Here is a 20592-nt window from a genome sequence, read left to right as displayed (position 1 = left end):
GTCTGTCGGATCCTGGCGGCGAACGACGTGTCACGTCGCATGGTGCGTCAAACAGCGGACGTGTCACCGACCGCGATGCGGAGCGGGCCGGCGGCGAGGACGGCCAGCACCTCCCCGGCGTCGAAGATCTCACCGGGGGCGGCCACGCCGGTCGTGAGCGTACGACCGGTGAGGAGCCGGACGACGCCTTCGACGACGATGGGTGCGGTGACGGCGTAGATGTCGCGGCCGGACGCGGCGATCCTCCGCTCCTGGCCACCCCGGCGCACGACCACCTCGACGGCGAACCGCTGGGCGGACCGTCCCGACTCGTCGGTGGCCACCGGTGCCGGTGTCGCCGGGTCCCGCAGGTCGCTGAGCGAGGCGGTGTTGAGGTAGGAGGTCAGGTCACCCACCGGTAGGTGACGGGCGATGGTGACGACCTCAGAGAACGGCAGGCCGACCATGCGCTGCTCCCCGAACGGCTCCGGGAACCGCCAGGTGCTCTCCGGCGCCGGCTCGGCGAGGGGCGCGAGCCGCCCGTCGTTCACGACCAGGCGACGGACGGTGTTGCGCCGGCCGGTCGCGCGAGTGCCCTCGGTCGGCCACCACCTGTCCAGCGCGATCGCGACCGTGATCTCGTCCACCGGCGCGGAATCGTGGGCCGAACCGCCCGTGGCGACCGTGGCGAGCAGGTCGGCGAGACCGCCGTAGAACGCCATCGCGGGCACCACACCGACCCCCGCCGAGCGGGCGGGATCGGCCAACTCGCGGTACACCGCCTGCACCGCCGCCTGCTCGGCCGTCACGTCCAGGTAGTGCGCACCCGCCGCCACCGCCGCGGTCGCCACCGGCAGGGCGGTGTCCAGGAAGGGCCCGGCGCAGTTGACGACCACATCGATGTCGTCGAGCGCCGGCGGTGGCGCACCGTCCGCCAGCGGCCACGATCGCCATTCGAGCCCACCGTGCGCACGGGCGAGCGCCTCCAGTGCCGGCGCGCTGCGACCTGAGAGCACCGGCGTCAGGCCGCGGCGGAGAAGTTCGTCGACCACGAAGCGGCCGGTGTGACCGTTGGCGCCGTAGACCAGCACCCGTCCCATCTCGTTCATGTCTCCATGGTCAACACTTGTGCCGGGTGCCACCAGCGTCCGATCTGACGGCTGCCGTACAGTTTCGGACATGCACCGGGTCGCGCTCGTCCTGCACGAGACCACGATGCTCTACGAGGCGGCCATCGCCGCCGAGATCTTCGGCGTGGACCGGTCCGAGCTCTCACCGGCCGGTGACTGGTACGACCTGGTCGTGTGCACCCCGGACGGGCGGCCGAACCGGTGGCTCCCGGACGCGCGGACCGCGCGCTTCGACGAACTGGTCCGCGCCGACAGCGTCGTCGTCCCCTCCACCGACGACCCCGACGCACCACCGGACCCGGGCCTGCTGGAGGCGTTGGCCCGGGCGCACCGGCGCGGTGTGCGGATCGCCTCGCTCTGCACCGGCGCCTTCGTGCTCGCCGCCGCCGGCCTGCTCGACGGTCGCAGCGCCACCACCCACTGGATGCACGCCGACGACCTCGCCCGGCAGCATCCCCTGGTCGACGTGCGCGCCGACGTCCTCTACACCGACGACGGGCAGGTGCTCACCTCCGCCGGCAAGACGGCGGCCCTGGACCTGTGCCTCCACCTGGTCCGCCGCGACTTCGGCACCGCGGCCGCCAACAACCTCGCCCGGCGGATGGTCGTACCCGCACACCGGGCCGGCGGCCAGGCGCAGTTCATCGCCCCACCGGCCGCGCCCGACAACCCGGACCGGCTCGGCGCCATGCTGGAATGGGCCCGCAGCCGTCTGGACCAGCCGCTCACCGTGCCGGACCTGGCCCGCGAGGCCGGGCTCAGCAGCCGCCACCTCGCCCGCCGGATGCGGGCCGAACTCCGGCTCAGCCCGCTCGCCTGGCTGCACCAGCAGCGGATCGCCCGGGCGCAGGAACTTCTCGAACGTAGCGACGCGTCGGTCGAGCAGATCGCGACCCGCTGTGGCCTGGGCACCGCGACCACCCTGCGTCGGCACTTCCACAAGCACGTGGGCGTGAGCCCCACCGCCTACCGGACCGCGTTCCACTCCCTGGTTCCGACGTCCGGTACTCCGCACCCGGCGCGCCCTGCCGGTGCCTGAGCCGCGCGGCGTTAGCAAGGTTCACCCCTTCGAGCCGGCGGGGACTACTGTGCGGCACTGCGGGCCCTGCTCGAACCCGCCACGACCGGCACCACCAACCCACCGCAGAGCAAGGAGTCGTCATGATTCTCGCCCGCGCCGCGCAGGCCACCCGCCGGTTCGGCGACGTCGTCGCACTCGACCGCGTCGACCTCGACATCCAGGCCGGCGAGCTGGTGGGCATGCTGGGACCGAACGGCGCCGGCAAGAGCACCCTGCTGAACCTCCTGGTCGGGCTGCGCCGGCCCACCTCGGGTCGGGTCGAACTGTTCGGCGGTGATCCCCGCGACCCGCAGCGGCGGCGGCGGATCGGGGTGACCCCGCAGGAGACCGGACTACCCCCGACGTTGCGGGTCGGTGAAGTCGTCGATTTCACCGCGGCCCACTACCCGGACCCGCTCGGCAAGGGCGAACTGCTCGACCGCTTCGGCATCGCCGACCTGGTCAGGCGGCAGACCGGTGGCCTGTCCGGCGGGCAGAAGCGGCGCCTGGCGGTCGCGCTGGCCTTCGTCGGCCGGCCCCAACTGGTCTTCCTCGACGAGCCGACCACCGGCCTGGACGTGGAGGCCCGCCGGGCCCTGTGGGACGCCATCCGGGTCTTCCACGCCGAGGGCGGGACAGTGCTGCTGACCAGCCACTACCTGGAGGAGATCGAGGCCCTCGCCAAGCGGGTCGTGGTGATCGGCCAGGGGCGGTTGCTCACCGACGGCACCGTCGAGGAAGTCCGCGACGTGGTCGGCGTACGCCGGGTCAGCCTGGTCGCCGACGACCTGCCGGAGCTGTCCAACGTGGTCCGCACCGAGCGCGACGGCGGTTGCATCCACCTGTTGACCACCGACTCCGACCAGCTGGTCCGCGAACTGGTCGGCGCGGGCGTCGCCTTCAGCGGTCTGGAGATCCGGCCGACCTCGCTGGAGGAGGCCTTCCTGACCATCACCGCCGCCGGGCCCGACGCCGCCACCAACCCGATCGCCGCCTGACAGCCGCCGACCCCCGCCAGGGAGCCCCCTCATGCAGCTCACCCTCGTCCACACCAGGTACCAGCTCCTGGAGACGTTGCGCATCCCGATCGCGGTGATCGGCAGCGCGTTCTTTCCCGCGGCGTCGATGCTGTTCTTCGTCGTACCGTTCGCCGGCGGTGACCCGGTCGTCGCCACCTACGCCACCGCGTCGATGGTGACCTTCGCCGTGATGAGCGCCAACATCTTCCAGTACGGGATCGGCGTCGCCGAGGACCGGCAGCAGCCGTGGGACCCGTACATGCGGACCCTGCCCGCCGGTGCGTTTCCCCGGTTCGCCGGCCGGATCCTCGCCGGCCTGGCGATGACGTTCCTCTCGCTGATCCCCGTCGTCGTCATCGCCGCCGTGCTCACCGAGGCCCGGATCACCCCGCTGGCCTTCCTCGCCGCGCTCGGCACCGTGCTCGTCATCTCGGTGCCGTTCACGCTGATGGGCCTCGCCATCGGATACTCGCTGCCCAGCAAGGCCGCGATCGCCGTCGCGCAGATCGTCTTCTTCTCGTTCGCGTTCGGCGGTGGCCTGTTCTTCGGTGGGCCCGAGCAGACGCCGAGCTTCATCGAGACGGTCGGCCCGTACCTGCCCACCCGGGGTGCGGTGGAGCTGATGTGGGGCGCGGTCGGCGAGTACTCGGCGCGACCCATCTCGATCGTCATGCTGGTCGTCTGGATCGTCGTGCTGGCCGGCATCGCGGTCTGGGCCTTCCGGCGGGACGAGGGCCGCCGGTTCAGCTGAACCTCGATCCCGTCTCCCCGACGACCGCCGACCAAGTGGATCGTTCACCCGGCCGCCGATGGGCCGGGCGGCGGCGGACATAACGACCCCGCCGCTGTCCGCTCGACCGGCGGGGCGACGGCGAGCCGCTGGAAGCGGTGACGCCGCGCCCCGCCGGGCAGTCGGGGGCCTGCGGGCAGCTCAGCCGCAGTTGCCCCAGCTGGACCGGCCGGCGCCCTGCCAGCTGGTGCCGTAGAGGACCTCGCCGCTGTACATCACGCACTTGTCCCGGGCGGAGCGCTGGATCGCGGCGTAGTACTTGTAGCTCCCGGAGTCGTAGACCCAGGAACCGCCCTCCACCCGGATGCCGGCGGACACCCCGGTCGTCGAGCCGACGGACACCCGCTTGAGGGTGGCGACACAGTTGTACCCGCTGGAGCTGTTGTACATCAGGTAGACGTCGCCCACCTTGGTGCCGTTCGACGCGTAGATCGACCGGTGGCCGTCGCTGGCGTAGGCCCACGAGCCACCGAAGTCGTTGTTGCAGGCCTGTGCCGCCGTGAACGGATTCGTCGCGGCCTGTGCGGGTGACGCGAGCGTCACCGACGCAACAGTCGCGGAGAGAATCGAGATGGCCAGCCGTCGCGCGAATCGGCGCACACAGTCCTCCAATGTTCAGGCGCGAAGATCGCGCACACGAGCCGCCATGATCCCACAGTGGAGGAATTCCGAGTTCCAGGCCGGCGGCCGACCATACGGCACGCGGTTCGCGTTACGGCGAGCATCCGAAAAGGATTGCCCGGCGGCAGTAGGCTGCACAGCGGGTAGCGAAGGATGCCCGGCAGCGTGACGAGCGGGCGCCCAAGGGGCCCGAACGTCGATTGGGCCGAAACACGGGGGATTCCATGTTCGAGCGGCTGGGCAGATTCGTCGTGCGCAGGGCGTGGTGGGTGATCGCCGGCTGGTTGCTCGCGGCGCTCGCCATCATCTTCACCGCACCGTCGCTGGGCGACATCACCTCCGCCGACCAGGAGAGCTTCCTGCCCCGCTCCTACGAGTCGGTGCAGGCCACCGAACTCGGCCAGAAGGCATTCCCGCAGGCGGCCACCGCGACGGCGATCATCGTGGTCAAACGCGCCGACGGGCAGCCGCTCACGCCGGCGGACGAGGCGAAGGTGGGCCAGCTCGCCCAGTCGCTCAAGGCCGAGAACATCCCGCACACGTCCGGCTACCTGACCGGTCCGCAGGCGGTGGCGCCGGACAAGTCGGTGCAGGTGGTGAACGTCGGGCTCGACGCCCCCGCCCCGGACGACCCGGCGCTGCTCGACGCCGTACGCGATGTGCGGGCCGCCATCGGCCCGGAGCTTGCGGGCAGCGGGCTGACCGCGGGCGTGGCCGGCGACGTGGCGAGCTTCGTCGACAACGAGGACACCTTCAACGACGCCTTCTCCGTGGTCGGCATCGCGACGATCATCCTGATCATCGGACTGATCCTGGTCATCTTCCGCAGCCCCATCGCCGCGCTGCTGCCCATCGTCGTCATCAGCGTCGTCATGAGCGTCACGACCGGGCTCGTCGCCGCCGCGGGTAAGGCGTTCGATCTCACCGTCAGCCAGGACCTGCAGACGATCCTGCTGATCGTGCTGTTCGGCATCGGCACCGACTACATCCTGTTCCTGCTCTTCCGCTACCGCGAGCGGCTGCGCGCCGGCGACGACAAGCGCACCGCGATGATCGTCTCCGTCCAGCGGGTCGGCGAGGTCATCACCTCGGCGGCGGGAGCGGTCATCGTCGCGTTCCTCGTGCTGCTCCTCGCCTCGCTGGGCTTCTTCGGCTCCCTCGGCCCGGCGCTCGCGATCGCCGTCGGCGTCATGCTGGTCACCTCGCTCACGCTCATCCCGGCGGTCGTCTCGCTGCTCGGCCGGTACGTCTTCTGGCCGTCCAAGGCATGGCAGCGTCCCCCCAAGGCGACCATCTCGCACCGGCTCGGAACGGTCATCGGGCGCCGGCCGGCGCTCGTCGCGGCGGCCTCCGGTGCCCTGCTGGTCGCGCTCGCCGCGGGCGTGCTGGGCTACAAGGCCGACTACGACTTCAGCGCCGGCTTCCCGCAGGACACCGAGTCGGCGAGGGCCGCGCAGGACCTGCAGAGCGGGTTCGCCGCCGGTGCGCTCGCCCCCACCGAGGTCTACCTGACCACCGGCAACGGGACGCCGCTCACCGACCAACAGGTCACCGACTTCGCGGCGGCCGCGGCGAACGCCCCGGGTGTGGGTCAGGCACAGCCCCCGGAGCGCGGCAGCGACCCGAGCGTGGTCCGGATCAGCCTGCTGCTCAACGAGAACCCGGTCTCCAACGAGGCGATCACACTCGTCCGCGACGACCTGCGCGACGCCCTGCACGCCGCCGCCCCACCCGGCACCCGGGCGCTGGTCGGCGGGACCACCGCGATCTTCGCGGACATCAACTCGGCGAACAACCGCGACCTGTCGGTGATCCTGCCGGTGGCGGCCGGCCTGATCGCGCTCATCCTCGCGCTGCTGCTGCGCAGCCTGGTCGCGCCGATCTACCTCGTGATCGCGGTGCTGCTCAACTTCGCCGCCACCCTGGGCGCCACGGTCTACGTCTTCCAGGGACTACAGGACCAGCCCGGCGTGACCTTCCAACTGCCGATCATCCTGTACCTCTTCGTGGTGGCGATCGGGACCGACTACAACATCCTGATGATCGCCCGGCTGCGGGAGGAGGCGCGGGAGGGCAACGAGCCGCACCAGGCGGCGGCCATCGGCGTGGAGCATGCGGGGCCGACGGTGGCCGCAGCGGGACTGATTCTCGCCGGGACGTTCGCGGTGCTGATGTTGGCGCCGATCTCGTTCCTGCAGCAGATGGGCTTTGCTGTGGCAATCGGCATTGTGCTGTCGGCGTTCGTCATGTCGATGTTCTTCGTGCCGGCGTTGACGGCGCTGATCGGGCACAAGGCGTGGTGGCCGGGGCATGGGGACGAGCGGCCAGCGCCGCACACCCCGCCGGCGCCGGCGAGCGTGACGCAGGCATAGCGGCGGTGGACCGGTCATGCCTCAACCGGTAGTGACCGAGCTTGCGCCCCTTAGGCGGCGATGGCGCGGGCGGCGGCGTAGACGTCGGCGGGAAGCGCGTGCGCAAGCTTCCAAATGATGCGCATCGGTCGGTCGCCGCTGTGCTCCTGGTAGGTCATCGGTCCGGCATACAGGTAAGCCGGTGCTCCCAGATCACGGTCCGCAACCTTGGTTTCCCGCACGAAGAGATGCACCGTCGACCCCTGCTTCTCGTGGTTGATGTAGCGCTGCCCGGTCGCCGACGCCGACGACGTGGTGCTCTGCGACTCCCACTGGAACAGCGTCTCGGTGATGGCCCGGTCGGCGTACATGGTGGTGGGGGAGTAGTGCTCCTCGGACTTGACCAGGGTGACAAAGAAGAGGTCGGCCTGCGCGTCTGGGAGCCACTTGACGCCTTCGCGTAGTGAGCCCGGGTTGGGCATGCCGAAGGCGGCGCACGCTTCGTTGCGGCTGTACCGCGCATGCACGTGTAGCGGCAGCCCGTCAACCGGCACCGTGACCCGGTGGATGCGGTCGCGCAGCACCTCCGCCACCTGCCCCAGCTCTGCGCAGCGCACCGGCTCGGCCCAGAGCCGGGACAGCCGCTCCGCGCGCTCGGCGAGCGGCGCGTTCGGCCCCCAGAGGTCGAAGTGCAGCAGGTCCCACAGCCGCCCGGCCTCCGGCCGCTCGCCGGCCGCCACCCGAGCCAGCAAGTCCAGCCGCTCCGGGTCGTCGAGGTGCAGCATCCGTCCGATCGCCCTGCCCAACTCGCGATCGTCCGGCCCGGTTGGCGGGGTCTCCAGCCCGGCGAGCCGCCGCAGCCCGGCCCACCCGCCGATGCTCGCCGACCGATACACGTCCTCAATTTCCACGCCGGCCTCGCGCAGGAACTCGGCCAGGCTCACGTCGCCGAGCAGCCGCAGCTCTCGGGTCAGGCCGGTCTTCGAGGTCGGCATCGCCGACTTCAGGTTGGCCAGCACGATGTCCTTCGCCACCCGGTCAAGCTGGACGTGGCAGCCGCTCGGCAGCGACGGGAAGTCATCCCGTACCGCTTCGGTGATCGCCCGCCGGCTCACCCCGGTCAGGGCCCGCCAGCGCAGGTCGAAGCGGAAGTTGGCGTGCTGCCCGCCGATGAAGTCGAGCACGGTCAGGCAGGGCTTGTCGTCGTCCAGGCGCAGGCCACGGCCGAGCTGCTGCAGGAAGATCGTGGCGCTCTCGGTCGGTCGCAGCATCAGGATCGTGTCGACCATCGGCAGGTCGACACCCTCGTTGAACAGGTCGACGGTGAACAACACCCGCAGCGTGCCGTCTCGGAAGTCCTTGATGAGTGTCTGCCGCTCCGCGGGGCCGACTCCGGACGTGATCGCCGCCGACGGCACGCCGTGCTTGGTGAACCAGTCCGCCATGAACTCGGCGTGCCCGATGCTCACGCAGAACCCGAGCGCCCGCATCCGCCCGACGTCGACGGTGTCCCGTACCGCCCGCAGCACCATCCGCGCCCGTGCGTGGTTACCGGTGTAGACGCCGTCCAGGTCCGAGGGGTCGTACCCCTGCCCGCGCTTCCACCGCAGCTGCGACAGGTCCACGTCGTCGTGCAGCCCGAAGTACTGGAACGGCGCCAGCAACTGCCGTTCCAGGGCCTCCCACAGGTGCAGCTCGACGGCGGCGCGGCCGTCGAACCACCGCCGCACGTCGCCGCCGTCACTGCGGTCGGGCGTCGCGGTCAACCCCAGGAGTACGCGCGGCCGCAGCCGCTCCAACAACCGGGCGTACGTCGGCGCCTCCGCGTGGTGGAACTCGTCGACGATGACCATGTCGTACGCCTCAGGGTTGATCTCCCGCCGGTGCAGCGACTGGATGGAGGCGAAGACGTGCCGCCAGTGCTGCGGCTCTCGACCGCCGACGAGCGTCTCGCCGAAGCTGCCGTCGCCCATCACCTGCCGGAACGTCGCCAGGCTCTGCCGCAGGATCTGCTCCTGATGGGCGACGAAGAGCAACGAGTCGACCGTCTTCTCCCGGTGTAGCCGGCGGTAGTCGAGCGCTGCAACCACCGTCTTGCCGGTGCCGGTGGCCATGACGACGAGGTTGCGCCAGCGGCCGTGAACTTTGCGCTCGGCGTCGAGGTCGGCCAGGATCTCGGCCTGGTATGGGTACGGCCGCACGTCCAGGTTCGCGATCTCGGTGGGCGCCTCGTCGGGGCGCTCCCCGCGCAGCGCGATCCGGAGTCGGTCGGCGTCCTTGCCGGGCTCGTAGTCCTCGAAGGCCGGGTCGTTCCAGTAGTCCTCGAACGTCGCGGTGAACGTGTCGATGACGTGCGGCTGTTCCAGGTTCGAGATGCGGACGTTCCATTCCACGCCGTCGACCAGCGCGGCCTTGGAGAGGTTCGACGAGCCGACGTACGCGGTGGTGGTGCCGGTGCGACGGCGGAACAGCCAGGCCTTGGCGTGCAGGCGGGTGGTCCGGGTCTCGTAGGAGATCTTGATGTCGGCGCCGAGCTCGGCCAGCCGGTCGAGGGCCCGCTGGTCGGTCGCGCCGAGGTACGTCGTGGTGATGACGCGGAGCCGGCCGCCACGGCCGATCAGGTCGCGGATGGCCGGCTCGACGATGCGCAGTCCGTGCCACTTGATGAACGCGCAGAGCAGATCGACCTGGTCGGCGGAGGCCATCTCGTGGGTGACCTCGTGGCCGATGCGCGGTTGGTGACGACCGTTGACCAGCAGTGCACCGGTGGAGAGCGGTGTGGTGGGGCGTGGCGGGAAGGCGGGCTGGGCGGGTGGCGTCGGCGGGGCGGCGATGGCGTGCAGGAGGTTCTTGGCGTCGGCCACCTGGTCATGCTTTGTTGCTGCCTGCGGGTTCAGGTCAGCGATAGCGTCGGCGATGCGGTTGGCCAGCTGGACCTGGCGGGCCAGCTTGTCGTCGCCGCTGGCGACGGCGTGCAGGGCGCGGTAAGCCAGGGTGGCAATGTGGCGGGCGAGGGCGGCAGGTGCGTCGGCTGGATCGAGGCTCGCTTGCTGGATCAGGGCGGGATCGACGTGCCGGAGGCGGGCAGCCATGCCACGTGTGATGAGGTGCTCGTAGATTCCCCGCCCAAGATCCGTCACCTGGGTAACTTAGCCAGCCGGCCCGCTTCGGCGCTGCCCCCCGCGGCCTCGGCCGCTGCGTTCGCTGTTCTACCGGGCACGGTTTGCCCCGCGTGCGTCCCGCACCGCCCTCTGCAGGGCGGTGACGATCCGCGAGCCCCGCTTCTGGAAGCCCAACTCCCGCATCGTCTCTGCGATCACCTCGTCCTCGGTACGCAGCCGGCCGTCGCTCTCGATCCACGCCACTAGTAGGGCGAGCTCTCGCCGGCTGTACTCAGTAATGGGCGAACCACCGTAGACCGGGGGCCTCGGCAGGCTTCGGGTTGGCGCGGCGCCGGGTTGAGTTGGCTCCTCTGTCCGGGGCCGAATGACGGGCCGGGTCACCGGGGCAGGTCTACTGGCCTCGGCGACCGCCGTGTCGTACGCGGCCTTGACTCGGGCAATTTCCTTCTGTCGGTTTCGGAACCATTCGGTGGACCAGATGCGGTGGAACCGCCAACCCAGCCGTTCCAGGTGCTCCTGCCGCAGTCGATCACGGTCCCGGGCAGTAGGGGAGGAGTGGTAGGTCGCACCGTCCGCCTCGATGGCCAGCACCATCTCGCCGGGTCGGTCCGGGTGCTGAGCAGCGAAGTCGATCCGGTAACCACTCACCCCGTACTGCGCGACCAGGGGGATCCCCGCCGCGGTCAGGCAGTCTCGAACGTCGGCCTCGAAAGGGTTGAGAGTGGGCGCGTTGTCCAGCGTGGCGAGCCGCTCCCCTTGGCTCTCGGCGTACTCCAAATAGCTGCGCAGCAGCTTTGCGCCGTGGGCGTTGAGCTTGTTCGGGTCCATGTCTCGCGCGCTGAACGAGCTGACCACCGTGGCGCGCTGACGGGCTCGAGTCACGGCGACGTTGAGCCGGCGCTGGCCGCCAACGTTGTTGATCGGACCGAAGCGGTAAAGCATTCGGCCGTCCGGGCCCTTGCCGTAGCCGACGCTCAGGATGATGGCGTCCCGCTCGTCACCCTGTACCCGTTCGATGCTCTTGACGAAGAATGGCTCCTCGCCCTGGTCACGGAAGAATTCGTCGAAATCGCCGCGGTCGAGCAGGGCGCGCCGCAGCGCCGTCTCCACCCGCTCGGCGTGCTTGATGCCCATAGTGATCACGCCGAGTGACTCGTCCGGCCGCTTCTCCGCGTGCTCCAGGACCAGCTCCACTACGCGGCTCACCTCGGCGCTGACCCGATCACCCGGTCCGTAGCCCACGGGATTGTTGTCGACCAGGACGTGGGTCAGGCAGCCCTCGGCCGCCGCGCCGGGAAAGGTGACCAGCTCATTGCCGTTCGGGGCATAGATGTGCAGGTTCGAAAACGCGATCAGCCGCTCGTCTCGGCTGCGGTAGTGCCAAGCGAGGTGCTTGACCTGCGACAGCGGCAGCGCGGTGGCGAAAGCCTGTAGCAGCGACTCCACGTCGTCCGTCAGCACGGTCTCACCATCGTCGTCGACGCCCTCGTCCTCGGCGCTGTCGAAGAACGCGGTGGGCGGCAGCTGATGCTCGTCGCCGGCGACGACGATCTGCCGTCCCCGCATTATGGAGGTGATCCCATCGACCGGTTCGACCTGGCTGGCCTCGTCGAAGATGACCACGTCGAAGAGGCGCTGCGCCGGGAGCACCTGGCTGACCAGCAGCGGACTCATCGCCCAACAAGGCTTGACGGCCAACAGGACCTCCGATGCCGCCCGGAAGAGCTCCCGTACCGGCAGGTGCCGGGTCTTCTTTGCGGCCTCCTTGCGCACCAGCTGCTGCTGCTCCGGCTGGGCGTCGAGGGTGGCCACCAGGTGTGCGGCCGCGAGCCGGCGAATCCGGCTCGGGGTCGCCTCGATGTGCCGGTGGTCGGCCCGCTGGAAGTCCGCCACCGCAGCGGTGAGCTGCTCGGCGTTCACTGCGGCGTACCTGGCGTCGGTGAGGGCGATGTGGTCGAGAATGGAGTGCAGCCACGCGTACTCCAGCAACTGCTCGGCCTCGACGGAGCCGGCGCGTCGCTCGGCCAGCTCGGCGAGCAGAGCGTGGAGGTTCCAGCTCAGCAGGGCAGAGCGCAGCTCGTTGTGGCGGGCAACCCGCTGCAGGCCGAGTTGGTCGCTGGCCAGGGCAGTGAGCTGCCGTTGCAGCTGGTCGGGTGCATCGGTGAAGGTGGCGGGCAGGATCGCCTCCAGCACCGCCAGCGACCGATCGACGTGATCGGCGTTGGCCAGTGCCTCCGCGAGGCAGTCGGCGCCGCGCGGTTGGCTGCCCTGCTCACAGCAGCGCTGCCAGCGCTCCCGCTGGTCGGCCACTGCGAGCAGCGCGGCGTGCAGCTCGGCGCGAGCCGGCTTATCCGTTCCGTGCCAAAGGGCTCGCACCTCCTTCAGCGCCGCCCGGCGCTCCAGCCAGCCCAGCGAAACCGAAGCCGACTTGCGGCCGCGCCGGTCCGCGGTGGCGGCGAGCCAGCGATCCAGGTCGCCGGCGAACACCTCTGGTGCGAAGTGGGTCAGGGAGGTGCTGACGCCCTGGACCAGGGCGAGAAGTTCACGCCAGGCGGTACGGGTGGGCGGCTGTCGCAGCCCGCACTGGCTGGTCAGCGTACGCAGCAGCTGCTGCGCCGCTGGCAGAGTCTCGTACGCGGCCTGCCCGGCGGCCGTCATGACCTCCGGGACGGCCGACGCGGTTGCAATGGTCGCGGCCTGCCACGGGCTCGACGGCATGGTGCCATCGAAGGCGCCGAGCCGGGCCAGCTCGCCCACGGCCCGCCACAACTGTTCCGCCGTGGCCGGATTCAAGCGTTGCAACATTGGAGCACGCCACCGGAACGCCGTCCGGCTGCCGTCGCCGAGGGCGATCAGCTTCTCCTGAATCTCGTACGCCGACAGGCCCCATGGCTCGTGTCGACGGTGCATCATCTCGTCGTGCGCGACGAGCTGCTCTCGCCGAGCGAGCAGTTGCCGGCCGAGGTCCTGCAACCGGGGCTGCCGCTCCTGGCCGATGCGCTGTAACCGACTACCTAACGCTTGGGCCAGCTCCCGCCGGCTGGTGCCGCCGCCGTGCAGGTTCACGACCAGGTCAGCGAGGTCGACGGAGGCCAGCCGGTTGAGTACCGCGTCAATGGCGGCCCGCTTCTCGGCGACGAAGAGGGTGGTACGCCCGCGGGCGGCCAAGGCAGCGATCATGTTCGCGATCGTCTGGCTCTTGCCCGTGCCGGGTGGACCCTTGATGACTAGGTGTTGCCCGCCGACGACAGCGTTGATGGCGTAGCTCTGCGACGAGTCGGCGTCGAGCACCAGGAACTCGTCGCCGAGCGGCACGGCATCGGGCGTCGACGGGGCGATTGAGACCGGCGATGCCAGTGCCCCACCGGCCGCGACGTCCCCGGCCAGCGCCGCGATCACGTCGCTGCTGGCTAGCAGCTCGCCGTTCTTCTCAATGTCCTGCACCATCGGCAGTTTCTCGTAGAGGAACGTGCCGACGATCTGGGTCTGTGTGACGGCGAACTCCGGCACCCGCGATGCCGCTCGAGCGAGCCGCTGAAGCAGGGCCTCCGGGGCAAAGCCGGCCTCGGGCAGCTCGGCGAGTAACTCATCCTCGGCGAGAGTGATGCCGTAATCCCGGGCCAGCTTGAACAGCAGCACCGGGTTGACGATCGGCGGCGAGTCGACCCGCAGCCGAAAATCGGTCTCGGTGGCGCTGAGCGCGTCGATCTGCAACGGATGCATGATGACGGGCGCGCGAGGGCTGCGATCCGGTTCTCGCCAGGCGGCCATTCCGGTAACGACGTAGCCCGCATCAAGACCGCGTTCCTCGGAAAGTTCGCGCATCTTGGCCCGGATGGTCCGCACTCGGCGCCGCGCGTCCGTTCGGGACTCCTCGTACGGGAAGAGCTGGCTGAGAGTCTGCGGCTTGCCGGTCAGCAGCCGGGTCACCGCCGCAGGGTCGGCCCCCGACAGCGCGAGTGTGCCGGCCTTCAAATCACGGTAGTAGAGCAAGCGGTTGTTGCCGGAGGTGTCGATCAGTGACTTGGCCCAGCGGTCTGCCGCGGCCGCCACGCGCCGGAGGCGCTCGACGTCAAGCATCGTTATCCACTCCCCGTTCCTGCCCGGCCCCTGCGGACGCCAGCTCGCCGACAACTGCCGCCACCGTCTCCCGGAGCCGTCGAAGCTCCGCTGCGGTGAGGCCGAGCTCGTAGCAGTGGTGGTGTCCGGCGCGTGACAGCGCCGACCAGGCGTATCCCGCCCGGGCGGCAACGTGCCGGCCAGCGTAGCGGTCCAGGATCAGGAACTGCGGCGTCCTGGCGCGCAGCGCGGCGACCTCAGGATGGCACCGTTGCCAGTAGTCGTCCATGGCTGCCTCGACTGCGAGCCGCAGCAGCCAGGCACAGGCGCGGGGCCATGCGCCGCGGGTGCCGCGTACGACGCTGGTCAGCAGCTTGTCGGCGGCGGCGAGGCAGTCTTGCGGCGAAGCGGTTGTCGTCATCGCAGTTCCTCGGCGAGTCGGCGGCTGTCGCGGACCAGCACCGCGAGGTCGAACATCCCAGGCCTGTGGACGCCCTGCTTGCACGCCTGGAACACGTCACCGGCCCATCCGCCGAACCTGTTGAGCCGGCCGAGCACCTTGCCGCCCTGGTGCATGTCGCCGAACAGTGCGAGCGCGGCGACCTGGTTGAGCGTCAGCGCCTTCTCGATGAGCTCCTCGACGTCGCCGTGCCGCTCACCCCGCGCGATGCGTTCCCGCCGGATCCGCTCATGGCAGGCGGCTTCGAGCGCCGACCGGCAGAAGCCGGAAACCAGCGGGTAGCGGGCATTGTCCGCCAGTTCCTCGGCCTTGAGGATCGCGGTGGCGTCGGCGAGGTACCGGTCGACCGGGTCGCTGTTCTTGCGGATCTCGACCTCCGACCCGTCGCGGCGGGTGACCGCCCAGATGGTGGCCTCGATGCGCAGCCGGCGTACCGCCTCGGGCAGCCGGTTGTCGTGCGTGAAGACCACGACCTGCCGGGTCTCCGCGAGGCTGGCGAGCACCTGTGCCAGGCCGTCGACCTTCGACGGGTCCATGCTCTGGACCGGGTCGTCGATGATGACGAACCGGAACGGGCTGTCGTCGGCGCACGCGCGGGGCAGGAACACCGACAGGCCGAGGGCCTGCAGTTCCCCCTGGCTCATCACGGCCATCGCCGAGGTGTCGGTGCCGTCGACCTTGGCCGGGAAGGAGATCTTCCGGCGGGTGTTGGTGCCGTCGAGCCGCATCCCGCTCAGCTCGACGTTGCTCTCCTGCCGGAGTTCCTCCCAGATCTGCTGCGAGCGCTGGGCGAACGGCTCGAACCGCTGGTCGCGAAGAGCGGACAGCGCGGTTTTCAGCCAGTCGCGGGCGGCACTGACCAGCTTGAGCTTCGCATCGTTCTCGACGCCGGCCCGCGCCTGGCTGAGCCAGCCCTGCAGCGCGACGGCGTGCTCGCGCCAGGCGTCGTGCCGCTGCCGCAGCCACGCGCTTGTCAGCTCCTGCAGCTCGGTGAAGGCGTCGAGCAGCGGCAGGTAGGTGGTGCGTAGGCGCGCCGCGAGCTGATCGGGAGGAAGCGAAGCGGCGTCGGCGCACAGGTCGTCGACCCTGGCCCGGTACCGCTTCACCGCCTCCGGCTGGTCGAGCACGCCGGCCATCGCCTCCAGGTCGTGGACGCTGACCCGCCGGTCCAGGTCGAGCAGCCGTACGGCTCGGGCCTGCGCCTCCCGCAGCCGCCGGTGCGCTCCCTCGGCCGCCACGGTGTCGCGCTGCAGCCGATCCAGCGTCGATTCCGCGCGACCGCGCCAGGCGGCGTCGAGCGTCCCGGCGCCGCACACCGGGCAGCTGCCGTCGCCGTAGTCGTCGTGGAAGGCGACCGCCATCCGCAGCAACTGTGCTGCCTGGTCGGCGGTGCCGGCACGGGTGGTGGCGAGGCCGGCGACCTGCGCCGTGGCGGCGGCGAGTTCGTCCGCCACCTCGGTGGCGTACCCGGCGTCGGGGAGGGCGGCGGCGACCAGGCGCCGGGCGGCGACCGCCGCCGGATCGGTGGTGTCGCTGCCGGCGTCGGCGAGCAACTGGTCGAGAGCGTCGAGGTCGACGGTCCGCTTCGCCAGGAGCGCGGACGCAGCCCGGGCCCGCTGGTCGTCGACGAGGCTCAGCGCGTCCCGCAGGGCGGCGCGGGCCGTCTTGACCGTGCTGATCTGGTCGTTCAGCGTTCGGCGGACCCGCATCAGGCGGTCGTCGGCGTCGACGAGCGGGTCCATGCCGAGGATCGGTGCGAGCGCGTCGAAGAGACCGCTGGGCTTGGAGGTGATGAGCCGGCCCAGGTCGCTCGCGGTGAGGAACGGCCGGTACGCGTCCAAGGACTTGCGCCAGCCCAGCTCCGTCGTCCCGGTGTAGCGCTGCCCGTCGTCGGCCAGGACGCTGCCGATGCCCTGGCCGGCGTCGGTGTGGTCGTCGCGCCAGGTTCGGCGTACCCGGATGGGTTTGCTGGCCCCCTCGGCGCGGACCTGGACCTCGATCTCGCAGGGCGACCCGTGGTGGAGGTTGCGCCAGCCGTCCTTGAAGACGCTGTTGCGGTCGGCCCAGCGTGCGCTGTCGCCGGTGAGGGCGAGCTCGACGGCCTCGGCGAAGCTGGACTTGCCGGAGCCGTTGCGGCCGACGACGAGGGTGAGGCCGGCGTGCGGCTGCAGCCGGACGCTCTGCTGTGGACCGACGCCGCGGAAGCCGGCGACGGTAATGGATTCCAGGTAGAGCGGCTGCGGGCGGGGCCGCTGGGTCGGGTCCCGCTCGGGCAGGTCGACGGACTCGCCGGCGAGGACGCCGCCGAGCGCCTCGTCGCCCACGTAGGCCGCGAGCACAAGGTCGATCACCGCATCGGACACGTCGTCTTCGGCCAACCGGTCGAAAACCTGGTCGAGTAGAGACTGGTCCCAGCCCATCCGGGTCTCCCTTCCAGGCGTCACCGTAAGTAGTGTTCCGCTTATCAACAATCCTGGTTACGGGGGATTGCTGGGAAACACTGGAACTTGTAGCATGCTCGTCGTGGCGGAGTCCATAGAAGACATCGAAGGTCGGATAGACGACCTGCGGGCGGCGGTCCGACGAGCGGTGGTGGCGCGGGACGCGGCTCGTGTCAAGGCGTTGCGTGCCGAACTGCGGGACGCCGAGCGGGAGTGGGAGCGGGCCATCACCGACCTCGCCGACCGCACAGAGGCGGACAACCGGCCCGCACGTGTCGAGGCGCCCCTGGTGTCGATGCGCGACCAGGTCCACCACGCCCTCACCCTGCTCTCCGCCCCGGCCGCACCGAAGCTGATCGCCGAGGTGCACAACGCCTTCTTCGGCACCGCCAGTCCCGGCCTCGTCCCCGGCAAGCTGACCCACCTGCGCCGGGACGAGGAGCGCTCGTTCCGCACCGCCCCGCGCTCCCGGCCGTACCATCTCTGCTCCGCCCTGACCGCCGAGCACCTCGCGCCGGCCCGCGGCCTGCTCGCGGTCTCGACCTGGCCGCTGGAGCGGCGCATCATCGGGCCGCTGAGCCCTCGTGTTGACTTTCTGACAGCCACCATCAAGGTCGCGGAGCAGGCTGCTCGGATGCCGGAGCAGAACCTCACGGTGGCGCGCCTGCTCCGCCGGTTCGCCACCAGCATCCCCGGAGCCGTCGACGGCTACGAAGCCGTCGACCCGGCGATCGTCATCAAAGCCGCCCAGGCCGAGCTGGCCGTGCACGCCGACGCCGACCGGGCCGACCGCGCCGCGGCGGCCGACCGTGCCCGCCGGCTGGACGAGGCGGAGCAGCTCTACGGCAGCCGCCTGCGCGTCATCCGGGGGTCGGCATGACCGACCTCGCCCAGCGCCTGGCCACCATCCGCGGCGGCGTCGCCCCGGCCCGGCACAACGCCCGCACCATCGCGGCCCTCACCAGCAACCCGGGCTGCGCCCGCCGGGCCGTGCTGGACTGCGCCGGCGTCGACAAGCAGCGCCTCGCCGCGTACATCGACCACCCGGCCCGGTTCGGCCAGTCCCGGTTCGCCATCACTCGCGGCAACGCGTTCGAGGCGCAGGTCAAGGCCAACGGCTGCGCCGAACTGCTGCGGCTGCTGCGCGAGCTGCTCGACCTGGAGATCCAGGAGGTCGCCTACGACGACCTGGAGTCGGTCGCCGGCCACCCAGGCAACGACGTCCGGTACGCCCGCGCCCGCACCCTGCTCACCCGCGCCGCCGCCGAACCCGAGCGGGCCGGCACGCTCTTCGACCACCCGCTGCTGCGGCTCGACGTCGCCGGCCAGCAGGCCTACCTCGAACCGGACCTGATCGCGTTCCAGCACGCCGGCCGGTTCCACGTCGTCGAGATCAAGAGCTTCGCCGTCATCGACGGCCAGGCCGACCCCGGCAAGGTGGCCGCCGCCGCGATCCAGTCCGCCGTGTACGTGCTGGCCATGCGCAAGCTGCTCGAAGACGCCGGCCACGACCCGGAGATCGTCTCGCACGACGTCGTGCTGATCTGCCCCCGCGACTTCTCCAACCAGCCGATGGCGGTCCTGGTCGACGTCCGCAAGCAACTCGCCGTGCTGCGCCGGCAACTGTCCCGGATGACCCGGATCGACGCGCTGCTCGCGGAGCTGCCGGCCACGCTGAGCTTCGACCTGGCGGCCGACGACACGGGCGTACCCACCCGCTCCCCGCAGTCGCTGATCGACGCCCTGCACGAGGTCGAGGCCCGGTACTCGCCCGAGTGCCTGGCCACCTGCGAGCTGGCGTACCTCTGCCGGCACGAAGCCCGCGGCTGCACCGCCGCCCTCGGCAAGACCGTGCGCGAGGAACTGGGCGGCATCGAGCGGGTGGAGACGGCGCTGGCCATCGCCCGCGACGAGCGGGCGCCCGCCGAGGACCAGCAGGAGGCCGCGGAGCTGTTGCGCGCCGCCGCCCGGCTGCGGGCCGAGCTGCTCAGCGGGGTGGCCGGATGAGTACGCTCACCAGCCTCGCCCGCGCCGAAGCCGTCGTCACGGAACGCGCGCAGCGGATCACCCTGGTCCGGCACCTGCACGTCGCCGACCGTCCGCTCGTGTTCATCCCGCTCACCATGGCCGGCGAGGCCAACGCACCGCTCGCCGCGCTGGTCGGCGACAACCCGGACGACCCGACGCTGCTGATCGTGCCGCAGCCCCGGAACCGCGACCAGCGCTTCGCCTTCGCCGCTTCGCTGGCCGCCGTGGTCCTGCCGTACGTCGAGAGCTTCCGCGGTGACGTGGAGGCGGTGTCGGCGAACCGGGGCAAGGAGATCCGGGTCCGGTACACGAACGCGCCCCAGCTGCTCGTACCGAACCGCGGCGGAGTCGCCTTCACTCGGCTCTTCGGCCGCTCCACCCGGTTCCGGCGCACCGACGGCGACTACCCGGTGCACCCGACGGTGCCGCTGCTCGGCCGCTGGCTCACCTGGTTCGCCGACCGGGCCGAACACCCGGGATCCTCGGCGGTGCTGGCGATGACCGAAGCGCTCGGCCTGCACTGGGCCACCGGCCAGAGCCCCCTCGAAGACGCCCAGCTCGCCGCCCTCATGGCGTGGATCGCCCCGCCGGACGGGATGACCGGCCCGGAGGCGGCCGCTCTCGCGGAGGATCCGGTCGCCTCGCCGCCGGCCGGCCCGGCCACCGACCCGAGCTTCGACAACGAGGTCCTCGCGCCGGCGATGGCCGCGTACGACCGGGCGGTCGCCGCCGACTCGCTGGTCGACCGGCGGCGCGCCGAACTCGAGGACATCCTGCGTGGGCAGCTCGACCCGACCTGGCGGCTGATGTGGCAGGCCGTCGCGCTGCTGCACGACCTGCCGGCCGGGTCGCGGGTTGCCGGCCGCTGGGCCGAGGACCGGGACGCCTACACCAACTACTGCTCGTACCTCGACGACGGCGGCCTGCCGCAGCCCCGCCGCGACGGAGCCGTGGCCGCCGCGCAGCGGCTGCACCGGCTGGAACGGGCACAAGCCTCGTACGACGTGCAGCGCGCCTACGACGACCCGATGGTGATGGCCGACTACCGGCTCACCGGCGAGGCGTTCGTCGGCGAGGTGACGGCCGCCGACCCGACCCGGGTGGACCACAGCGGGAAGCGCCGCGTCCTGCGCCCCTGGATCACGGTGACCACGGCCGACCCGGTGCTGGTCACCCCGGGCACAACGCTGTACTCACCCGACCGGCCCAGCAACCAGAAGGCCAAGGTCGTGTCGGTCGCCCGCGACGACGACGGAACCAGCGAGGTGGTGCTGGAGCTGACCGGCGGCATGGGGTCGTCGCTGACGCCGCCGCCGGGCAGCGTGCCGGAGGTGGGGGATCGGCTCTGCTACACCACGCTGACCGACTCCTTCTTCCCGGCCGGCGCCTTCCCGACGCGGGAGGAGACGCCGTGGACCCACGGCGGCCCGCCCGCGCCTTTCGATGATGGTGCTCCGACCGCCGAAGATGCCCGCGAAGAGTGGTCCTGACCCAACCTGATCCACCGCAGCACAACAAACAACCAGACGTTC

The 20592-nt window shown here is 70.9% G+C and carries 13 protein-coding genes; 7 read left to right on the top strand and 6 right to left on the bottom strand.

The features are described 5' to 3' along the window. Positions 1-47 precede the first annotated feature (47 nt). Positions 48-1088 carry a saccharopine dehydrogenase NADP-binding domain-containing protein gene (locus tag GKC29_RS29205; protein ID WP_155333873.1) on the bottom strand — a complete coding sequence of 347 codons (1041 nt, stop codon included), beginning with the start codon at positions 1086-1088 and terminating at the stop codon, positions 48-50. A gap of 70 nt (positions 1089-1158) precedes the next feature. On the opposite strand from GKC29_RS29205, the gene GKC29_RS29200 reads away from it, so the two are divergent. The 3 genes from GKC29_RS29200 to GKC29_RS29190 all read left to right on the top strand — a co-directional run bounded on the left by GKC29_RS29200 (position 1159) and on the right by GKC29_RS29190 (position 3939). Beyond that, a complete protein-coding gene (locus GKC29_RS29200) occupies positions 1159-2148 on the top strand; it encodes a GlxA family transcriptional regulator (protein WP_155333872.1) in 990 nt (329 codons plus the stop codon). Between the two features lie 122 nt (positions 2149-2270). Next, entirely contained in the window at positions 2271-3167 is an 897-nt protein-coding gene (locus GKC29_RS29195; protein WP_155333871.1) for an ABC transporter ATP-binding protein, read from the top strand. A gap of 31 nt (positions 3168-3198) precedes the next feature. Next, positions 3199-3939: an ABC transporter permease gene (locus GKC29_RS29190; RefSeq protein WP_155333870.1), complete on the top strand. Its 741-nt coding sequence runs from the start codon at positions 3199-3201 to the stop codon at positions 3937-3939. Between the two features lie 180 nt (positions 3940-4119). Here the strand turns inward: GKC29_RS29190 and GKC29_RS29185 are convergent, their stop codons facing one another. Next, on the bottom strand, positions 4120-4521 hold the full coding sequence (locus GKC29_RS29185; RefSeq protein ID WP_155333869.1) for a hypothetical protein: 402 nt from the start codon (positions 4519-4521) through the stop codon (positions 4120-4122). A 302-nt stretch (positions 4522-4823) separates the two neighbouring features. Between GKC29_RS29185 and GKC29_RS29180 the strand changes: the two genes are divergently transcribed. Beyond that, complete coding sequence (locus GKC29_RS29180) at positions 4824-6971, top strand: MMPL family transporter (RefSeq protein ID WP_155333868.1); 2148 nt, start codon at positions 4824-4826, stop codon at positions 6969-6971. 50 nt (positions 6972-7021) lie between these two features. Here GKC29_RS29180 and GKC29_RS29175 read toward each other — a convergent pair whose 3' ends face one another. The 4 genes from GKC29_RS29175 to GKC29_RS29160 all read right to left on the bottom strand — a co-directional run bounded on the left by GKC29_RS29175 (position 7022) and on the right by GKC29_RS29160 (position 17035). Further along, entirely contained in the window at positions 7022-10042 is a 3021-nt protein-coding gene (locus tag GKC29_RS29175; protein ID WP_230688854.1) for a DUF3427 domain-containing protein, read from the bottom strand. A gap of 117 nt (positions 10043-10159) precedes the next feature. Beyond that, positions 10160-14152 (bottom strand): AAA domain-containing protein, encoded by a 3993-nt coding sequence (locus GKC29_RS29170; RefSeq protein ID WP_155333866.1) that lies wholly within the window; start codon positions 14150-14152, stop codon positions 10160-10162. Further along, positions 14145-14552, bottom strand: a complete 408-nt coding sequence (locus GKC29_RS29165; protein WP_196255771.1) for a hypothetical protein — start codon at positions 14550-14552, stop codon at positions 14145-14147. The genes GKC29_RS29170 and GKC29_RS29165 overlap by 8 nt, the downstream gene beginning before the upstream one ends. Next, complete coding sequence (locus tag GKC29_RS29160; RefSeq protein ID WP_155333865.1) at positions 14549-17035, bottom strand: ATP-binding protein; 2487 nt, start codon at positions 17033-17035, stop codon at positions 14549-14551. The genes GKC29_RS29165 and GKC29_RS29160 overlap by 4 nt, the downstream gene beginning before the upstream one ends. A gap of 70 nt (positions 17036-17105) precedes the next feature. On the opposite strand from GKC29_RS29160, the gene GKC29_RS29155 reads away from it, so the two are divergent. Genes GKC29_RS29155 through GKC29_RS29145 form a run of 3 tightly spaced genes read left to right on the top strand, consistent with a single transcriptional unit; the run spans position 17106 to position 20550 of the window. Beyond that, positions 17106-17912 carry a hypothetical protein gene (locus tag GKC29_RS29155; RefSeq protein ID WP_230688853.1) on the top strand — a complete coding sequence of 269 codons (807 nt, stop codon included), beginning with the start codon at positions 17106-17108 and terminating at the stop codon, positions 17910-17912. Beyond that, positions 17909-19039 (top strand): hypothetical protein, encoded by a 1131-nt coding sequence (locus GKC29_RS29150; protein ID WP_155333863.1) that lies wholly within the window; start codon positions 17909-17911, stop codon positions 19037-19039. Before GKC29_RS29155 ends, GKC29_RS29150 begins: the two co-directional genes overlap by 4 nt. Then, a complete protein-coding gene (locus GKC29_RS29145; protein ID WP_155333862.1) occupies positions 19036-20550 on the top strand; it encodes a hypothetical protein in 1515 nt (504 codons plus the stop codon). The genes GKC29_RS29150 and GKC29_RS29145 overlap by 4 nt, the downstream gene beginning before the upstream one ends. Positions 20551-20592: the final 42 nt, after the last annotated feature.

Source organism: Micromonospora sp. WMMC415, from assembly GCF_009707425.1.
Classification (GTDB): Bacteria; Actinomycetota; Actinomycetes; order Mycobacteriales; family Micromonosporaceae; genus Micromonospora.
This window is presented reverse-complemented; position numbering and strand designations above follow the sequence as displayed.

What these genes read in the sequence shown, in the direction of transcription:
- GKC29_RS29205 (WP_155333873.1), bottom strand. Translation starts at nt 1,088, where the DNA reads ATGAACGAGATGGGACGGGTGCTGGTCTACGGCGCCAACGGTCACACC.
- GKC29_RS29200 (WP_155333872.1), top strand. Translation starts at nt 1,159, where the DNA reads ATGCACCGGGTCGCGCTCGTCCTGCACGAGACCACGATGCTCTACGAG.
- GKC29_RS29195 (WP_155333871.1), top strand. Translation starts at nt 2,271, where the DNA reads ATGATTCTCGCCCGCGCCGCGCAGGCCACCCGCCGGTTCGGCGACGTC.
- GKC29_RS29190 (WP_155333870.1), top strand. Translation starts at nt 3,199, where the DNA reads ATGCAGCTCACCCTCGTCCACACCAGGTACCAGCTCCTGGAGACGTTG.
- GKC29_RS29180 (WP_155333868.1), top strand. Translation starts at nt 4,824, where the DNA reads ATGTTCGAGCGGCTGGGCAGATTCGTCGTGCGCAGGGCGTGGTGGGTG.
- GKC29_RS29175 (WP_230688854.1), bottom strand. Translation starts at nt 10,042, where the DNA reads ATGGCTGCCCGCCTCCGGCACGTCGATCCCGCCCTGATCCAGCAAGCG.
- GKC29_RS29170 (WP_155333866.1), bottom strand. Translation starts at nt 14,152, where the DNA reads ATGCTTGACGTCGAGCGCCTCCGGCGCGTGGCGGCCGCGGCAGACCGC.
- GKC29_RS29165 (WP_196255771.1), bottom strand. Translation starts at nt 14,552, where the DNA reads ATGACGACAACCGCTTCGCCGCAAGACTGCCTCGCCGCCGCCGACAAG.
- GKC29_RS29155 (WP_230688853.1), top strand. Translation starts at nt 17,106, where the DNA reads ATGCTCGTCGTGGCGGAGTCCATAGAAGACATCGAAGGTCGGATAGAC.
- GKC29_RS29150 (WP_155333863.1), top strand. Translation starts at nt 17,909, where the DNA reads ATGACCGACCTCGCCCAGCGCCTGGCCACCATCCGCGGCGGCGTCGCC.
- GKC29_RS29145 (WP_155333862.1), top strand. Translation starts at nt 19,036, where the DNA reads ATGAGTACGCTCACCAGCCTCGCCCGCGCCGAAGCCGTCGTCACGGAA.